Here is a 3521-nt window from a genome sequence, read left to right as displayed (position 1 = left end):
GCGTCCGTATCGGGCGGCGCGTACGAGGAGGGAATCAACAACCCGCGCGCCGATTGGGCCACCCAAGCCAAGGCGGCGGAGAGCAACTACGAGAAGGGCGTGCAGGCCGGTATCTCCCAGAAGCGCTTCGGCAAAGGCATTGCCCGCGCCGGAACGTCGAAATGGCAGCAGGGCGCACGCGACAAAGGCGTTGCCCGCTGGTCGCAGGGCATCAGCGTCTCACAGGACGCCTACCAGAAAGGCTTTGACCCCTACCGCCAGGTCATTGCCAGTTTGACCCTGCCCCCGCGCGGTCCGAAAGGCGATCCCAGCAATATCAACCGCGTCTCGGTCGTTGCCAAGGCGCTGCACGACAAGAAAATCTCGATGGCCGGAGCGTAATCGCCCCGCCGTCGTAAACTCATAGAGGTTTCCGATGGGACAAGTTCTCTCCAAAATGCACGCCATGGTTGCCGCCGGTGCCGGACAAGCCGCCGCCGGTGAATCGGCACTTGGCGCGCCTATCGTTCTCCCTGCCGGTGGCCCGTGGCTGATTACGCACGTTTGGGGACAGGTCGCCCCATCCGTCGCCCTCGCCGCCGAGCAGACCGGTGGTTCCTTCCGCTTCGACGTGGACTCCGGCGATTGGACTCCCAATCCGGCCCCGTCTCGCTTCCCGTGCTATGCAAACAGCAGCTCCTTGGGCGCGCTGATTAACCCCAGCACTTGCCCCCTGAAGCTCTTCGAGGTCAACTGGCAGGCGGCCGGAAAATCGTCCGTGCAAATCCGTGTCAGCAATGACATCGCGATCACGAACATCCCGCAGTGGGTCGCCGGACTGATCTTCGCCTCCGAGGCTCCGGTTTTCGAGATTCCGCAGTTCTGCGACGTCGCCCGAGGCGTAATCGCCGCCGCCGCCTTGACAGCGATCGGCACGGTCACGCTGAGCGAAGGCGCGACGAAGATCGTCGGTGCCGCCGCCGTCCTGAGTCAGAACGGCGTACTCGTCGCCGGTGAAGAGTTGCTCGGCTTCGTAACCCTCACCTCCGATGACGTTTCCCTCGCGCCGATGCAGTTGCCGTGCAACTGCGCCTATGGCGCGGGTCTCGGTGCCACCATTTCCGCCCCCGGTCAGCCGTCCGTGGAAATGATACCGCTGGATATCCCCGTCGTCGGCGGCGCGCGTATCAACTTCTCGGTCGATCTCAACACCGCTGTGACCAACGGTGCCGATATCGCCCTGTACGTCTGGTACAAGTAGGAGTCGGGATGCCGTATATCGTCAGATCGGGTCACGTCTTAACCATAGGCGCGACCCCCGGCGAAATCGTAGTGACCACCGAAACCGGCCGTCTGCAGGCCGTTTCCTTGATCCAGAGCATTGATACTCAATGCCCACTTTACAACGACCCCGCCGCCATCTTCGGCGAGATTTGGATGTCATCCGCAGAATCACCAAACCCAACACCCCTTATCCTCCTCGCCTCCGGGTACTTCGGATATCAGGAAACAATCGGTTGGAACGGTGAGATCAACCTGGCCGCCTCCGATGCGATCTACGCACGCTTCTATTCACCGTTGAACGTGGCGGCAACGTTGACCGTCAGAGTAGCGAGCTAACCTATGCACACCAGACACCCTTTCGACATAGCGACTTTCAAGCTCGCTTATGCACACCCGGCAAACCCCGCAGCCGGTGAAGGCTACGCCATCCCCATACCTGTAAACTGCCGCATCGAAATCACATCCGCCGATTTCACTTTCACGTCAGGCGCAGCAGTCGCCGACCGCCTCGTCTACGTCGCACCATCCGTCGCGGCAGCACCAAACCAGCACTTCAACTCCCCGCGTATTCAAGTCGCCAACGCACCAACCAACTACCACTTTTTCACAGGTGCACCAGCCGAGGCCGGTCTTGCCCCGGTGCCATTGGAAGTTACCGCCCCTCTCGGCGTCAGTTGTATTTTCGACAATCTGACAGCAATAATCATCACCGCCCAGAACATCCAAGCCGCAGACCAATTTTCGAACCTGTTTATCTGGTACCGGATTTGGATAGGCGGGACGTTCCCCGTATGATAAGCCAGGCCCATAACAGGGTAGCGGAAGCCCTCCCGAGTCGGGTCCCGCCGTCGATTCCCTCCCGGACTAACACCGGGACCCGGCCGGAGGCTTAAATCATGCCAGACTGGAGGAATATAATTGCCCTCTTTTTTGGAGATTCCCGAGCACCTAAGAACCGCATCTCAAAAGGTCGGTTTCGTGTCGTGGCTGGCCGTTATGCCGATCCCCGGCCCCGCAAAGGCGCGAATCGCCGCACTCTGGAAAGCAAATACCGCAGGAGAGCTTGATGCGTCGGATTATGCTATCATCATGGCGAAACCTGCTCCACGCCAAGGTACTGCACTTGGCTAAGTATCCTCATCTACTCCCGGCCGACTGCTTCCTTTGGGATTTGTGGCTGGCTCTAAACGGCGGCTCATTCTCTGAGTTCCAGTATGACGTGAAGGTCGGCGAGGGTACGGACCCGGGCGAAGGCTTTACCGACAACATCAGGTATGATGCAATCCGCCTCTCCCAGCGTCGCATCGACGCAGTTGGATATCAGGCGAAGGCCATAACCCTATTCGAGATCACCACCAACGCCGGATTGACCGCCCTGGGTCAATGCCTGGCATACCCCAAACTTTTCCGAGACACGTACAGCCCCGACCGTCAGGTCATGATGCACCTAGTAACGTATCAGTTCCAATCCGACATTGAGCGCGTATTCATAGAGCACGGCATCGGCTACACGATTATCGAACGGCCGCAAGCCGCGCCATTATCGGAGGTTAAACCATGAAGCGCACCATTGCTCTCATTGCCATCCTGCTGCTTCTGCCGTTCTCATGCAACACCGCCAACGCCATAACACGCGCCGACACTTCGGAAGTGGCCGGGGCGCGCTTGGCCGGCGGCTTTGCCCTAGAAAATGGGGCGCCGCACGGCGCGCTGGCCTTCGTCACGCGCATAGGCCCCAGCTTCTACAACGCCACTTCCCTCTTATCAGCGGGGAAAGAAGGCGGACTTGAATCACAGGTATTTTGGCACGTCTACAAAACGGACGGCTTCTCGATCGCGCTGGGCCTCGGGGCGACCGCGGATATCATCCGCGAGAACCCCACCTTCGACAACGCCATCCTGTACGCCGCCGCAACCCCCGGCTTTGCCATCACCTACAAAATTACGTCAGACCTCCTGCTTCACGGCTCTCTCCTGTACCTGACTCCATCCGAACCCGGACGGAAGTTCCGAGCGCTTTTGGTCGTTTCGTTCCCCATACAGTCGCGGTAGCCCCAGTAAGAAACCGCCTGCCAGGCGGTGGCCAGCGGCGCAGTAATGCGCCGCTGGTGTATGCGCGCGCGGAAAAAGACCAGACCCCGGAAGCTGACCATTCGGGCAATCGTCGCTATCGGTGGAGTCGGTCGCGTTGGGTTATCCGGTGATCGATCGAGCGCGATGTTAGGTCAGATATCAGATTACTATTCGCGGCGATCGCC

The 3521-nt window shown here is 59.7% G+C and carries 6 protein-coding genes; all 6 read left to right on the top strand.

The window, feature by feature from the left end:
• On the top strand, positions 1 to 381 hold a 381-nt coding region (locus PHD44_RS12465; protein WP_300192205.1), incomplete at its 5' end, for a hypothetical protein.
• Between the two features lie 34 nt (positions 382 to 415).
• On the top strand, positions 416 to 1240 hold the full coding sequence (locus PHD44_RS12460) for a hypothetical protein (RefSeq protein ID WP_300192203.1): 825 nt from the start codon (positions 416 to 418) through the stop codon (positions 1238 to 1240).
• Positions 1241 to 1248: 8 nt separating this feature from the next.
• On the top strand, positions 1249 to 1599 hold the full coding sequence (locus tag PHD44_RS12455; protein ID WP_300192201.1) for a hypothetical protein: 351 nt from the start codon (positions 1249 to 1251) through the stop codon (positions 1597 to 1599).
• 3 nt (positions 1600 to 1602) lie between these two features.
• A complete protein-coding gene (locus tag PHD44_RS12450; RefSeq protein WP_300192199.1) occupies positions 1603 to 2058 on the top strand; it encodes a hypothetical protein in 456 nt (151 codons plus the stop codon).
• Between the two features lie 271 nt (positions 2059 to 2329).
• Positions 2330 to 2824: a hypothetical protein gene (locus PHD44_RS12445; RefSeq protein ID WP_300192197.1), complete on the top strand. Its 495-nt coding sequence runs from the start codon at positions 2330 to 2332 to the stop codon at positions 2822 to 2824.
• The gene (locus tag PHD44_RS12440; RefSeq protein WP_300192195.1) at positions 2821 to 3315 is read left to right on the top strand and encodes a hypothetical protein; all 495 of its coding nucleotides are present in this window, start codon (positions 2821 to 2823) and stop codon (positions 3313 to 3315) included. Before PHD44_RS12445 ends, PHD44_RS12440 begins: the two co-directional genes overlap by 4 nt.
• Positions 3316 to 3521: the final 206 nt, after the last annotated feature.

Source organism: Halothiobacillus sp., from assembly GCF_028710545.1.
Classification (GTDB): Bacteria; Pseudomonadota; Gammaproteobacteria; order Halothiobacillales; family Halothiobacillaceae; genus Halothiobacillus.
Note: the sequence above shows the minus strand (reverse complement) of the source record. Positions and strands in the feature narration are given on the sequence as shown.